This window comes from Monashia sp. HAY1-5C (assembly GCF_056755255.1).
Map to the genome: position 1 here is coordinate 1 of NZ_JBPGXG010000246.1, position 2,323 is coordinate 2,323.

Annotated in this window: 2 protein-coding genes; both read right to left on the reverse strand. The window is 66.8% G+C overall.

The window, feature by feature from the left end; translation table 11 throughout:
* Positions 1-91 precede the first annotated feature (91 nt).
* A complete protein-coding gene (locus ACR9ZK_RS21335; protein ID WP_481343970.1) occupies positions 92-1,843 on the reverse strand; it encodes a PxKF domain-containing protein in 1,752 nt (583 codons plus the stop codon).
* Between the two features lie 304 nt (positions 1,844-2,147).
* Positions 2,148-2,323: PxKF domain-containing protein (locus ACR9ZK_RS21340; RefSeq protein WP_481343971.1), on the reverse strand; the 176-nt coding region annotated here is incomplete at its 5' end.

Sequence of the window (2,323 nt, forward strand, 5' to 3'; positions counted from 1 at the left end):
TCCGTCGTCGGCAGCGTCAGATGTGTATAAGAGACAGTGGCCCCACAGGGCCACCCGCGTCCGTCTCCCGCCCCTCAGCGAAGTGATGAGGTCACTTGAGCTTGAAGTTGGCGCTGAGGCTGCTGCCGTCCTGCGTCGTCATCGTCACCTGGTAGCACGCGCCCGCCGTCTTCGGCGTCTGCCAGTTCTGGATGAACTGGCCCGCCGTCGCGTCGTAGCGCAGGCTGGTGCCACCGGTCGTGACGAGCTCGACGTCATCCGCGGTGCCGCTGTTGCAGGCGACTCCCTTGACCGAGAACGACTTGACCGTGGAGGTGCTCGTCAGCTCGGTGTTGCCGGCGAAGACCTCGAACTTGAGTGGGACAGTCGAGCCGGCCTTGACTGTGTTGACGATGGTGCCCATGTCGACCGGCTGGTAGAAGCCCTTGAGCGTCCAGGCCTTCACCTCGTACGGCATCGTGGCGGTCGACGTCCGGCCGGCCTTGTCGGCGCCCGTCGCGACGAGCGTGTGCGGGCCGACGGCGGTCGAGTAGCCGGTCACGACGCACGTGTCCGGCCCCGAGACGGCGTCCGCGACGGTGCAGGTCGGCTGGGCCGGCACTTGGCCGTAGTAGTACGCAGTGTCGAAGGTCGAGTCGAACGTGGCTGTCGGGTCCGTCAGGTCGATCTTGAACGTGCCGGACGCCGCACCCGTGGGCGTGGTGTTGCCGGCGTGGTCCGTGACGGTTGGGCTGTCGACGACGACGGCAGACCCCTCGCCGACCGAGGACGCCGTGAGCTGCGAGGCGTCGACGCCGGACGTCGCGTCCGACACGTCGAACGTCGCTGTGACGGGGCTGACGTACCAGCCGTTGGCCCCTGCCGTGCCCGAGGCGGAGCCGTACGTCACGGTGGGGGCGGTCGCGTCACGCTTGATGCCGTCCGTGACCACCGGACCCGTCGACCCACCGGCGCTCGTGGCCGAGCACGCATAGGTCGTCGCGACCTGGTCGCTCGCGATGGTCTGGTCGACACACCCGGTCTTCACCAGGGAGCCGGGCGACTCGTCCTCGGACACGTTCCACGTCAGCGTCACGTCGCTTCGGTACCAGCCGGCCAGCCCGTCCGGGGCGGTCGGGTTCAGCGTGTAGGTGATCACGGGCGCCGAGACGTCCTCGATCGAGTAGGTCGCCGAGCCCGAGGCCGTGAGACCGCCGGCGTCGGTGTAGGAGCAGCTCGCGGTCTGGGACCCGATGCCGTCCGACGCGTAGGGCCCCGTCACGGCCGACAGCGTGGCCGGGAAGCTGGACGGGCCGTCCTCCGCGTCGGCGACGACGCACGTCGCTGCGGGCACCGCGCCCTTGGCGTACGAGGCACCCGGGCTCACGCCCGTGACGTCGACCGACGGTGCCGAGTTGCTCGACCCGGTCACGCGCGCGAAGAAGGTGGCTGGCGCCAGGTTGAAGGTGCCCTGGGAGTCGTTGAACGTCTCCTGGAGCGAGATCGTGGCATCACCGGCGGTCAGCGGAGTGACCGTGACGGTCTTGACGTCACCGCAGCTCGCGAACGTCAGTGAGCTGGGTGAGACGGTGGCCACGGTGGGCGCGTCGGACACGACCGAGACCTGAAGCACCGTCTGTCCGGTGAGGTTGCAGCCGTTCTTGCCGTCGTCGTCGTTCGTGGGGCTCACGACCATTGTGGTGCTCTTGGGCGCACCCCCGACGTTGAGGCTCATGATCTCGGCTGTCGCGTCGATCGAGGTGTCGAGCTGGTTGGCGATGTCGTCCGCGAGAGCGACTCCTCCGGCGGCAGCGACGAGTGTGGTGGCCGCTGCAATGGCAGCGCCGATTGTTCGGAATCGCATGGACCCCTACTCCTCCCCTTGATGGCATGCCGACCAGTGCCCCCGCAGTGCCGGCCCTCGTCACCCTAGAGAGTGATTTATGGGTCCGTTGCCTTATTGAGAATGATTGATCGTGATTCTTTCCGACCCATTTGGAAATTGTAGTAAATGGGGTGAAGACGTCATACGGAATATAAGGAACTAATCGGACAAAGGGGAGTGGCCCGGAGGTGTAAAGGCAATCGAGTCGCCCGTTGCGGCCGGTCCTGAACGGGAGGACGCGGGTGCCCTTTCCGGGCACCCGCGTCCGTTTGTCTCCCGCCCCTCAGCGGAGGCCGATGTTGACGTAGTAGGTCTGGCCGTCGTCGAGGGTCACACCCACTCGCCAGTAGCTACCGGCCTGCGTCTTGTCGGTCTTCCAGTTGTACTGGTACTGCGTGCCGTCCCAGGTGTACGTGCCGCCCACCGTCTCTGCCGCCGTGTAGGACGACTCGTTGACGG

Bases quoted from the DNA above. Each gene is read 5' to 3' on its own strand.
- ACR9ZK_RS21335 (WP_481343970.1), bottom strand. From the start codon at position 1,843: ATGCGATTCCGAACAATCGGCGCTGCCATTGCAGCGGCCACCACACTC.